This is a genomic window from Adlercreutzia equolifaciens (genome assembly GCF_029076695.1).
Classification (GTDB): Bacteria; Actinomycetota; Coriobacteriia; order Coriobacteriales; family Eggerthellaceae; genus Adlercreutzia; species Adlercreutzia equolifaciens_A.
In genome coordinates, this window is sequence record NZ_JARFIK010000073.1 from 1 (window position 1) to 415 (window position 415).

Annotated in this window: 1 pseudogene; it reads right to left on the bottom strand. The window is 40.0% G+C overall.

The features are described from left to right. Nucleotides 1-415: pseudogene (locus tag PZH32_RS11525) on the bottom strand (mannitol dehydrogenase family protein); the annotation flags it as partial.

Below are 415 nucleotides of genomic sequence, written 5' to 3' on the forward strand. Positions count from 1 at the left end.
CCCGCAATCATCTCACGGAACATTTCTTCAATTTTCTCACCAATTCCATCCTTATAAAGATCTGTAAAGAAAATACGCTCATTGGATAAGATTGGTTTTAACTGATCTGTAAATGTTTCCGGTTTTCCTACAACAATATCACCAAGCTGCTCCTGAAGTTCCTCATTCATTGGATCTGGAGCAAGTTCATATTTCTTTCCTTCATCATCTACCGCCAGCACATATCTAAGCCATCCTGCAATTCCGAGTGGGATGGCAGTAAGCTTTGACGCATCTCCATATTTTGCAACATATGCTTTTACTGTCTCTCCAAAACGGATACCAACCATCTGTGATACGTCAACTGCAAGACGAAGGTTTGTATCTCCAAGATACTCATTCGGGAAACGATCATGAAACAACTCATCTACAAATT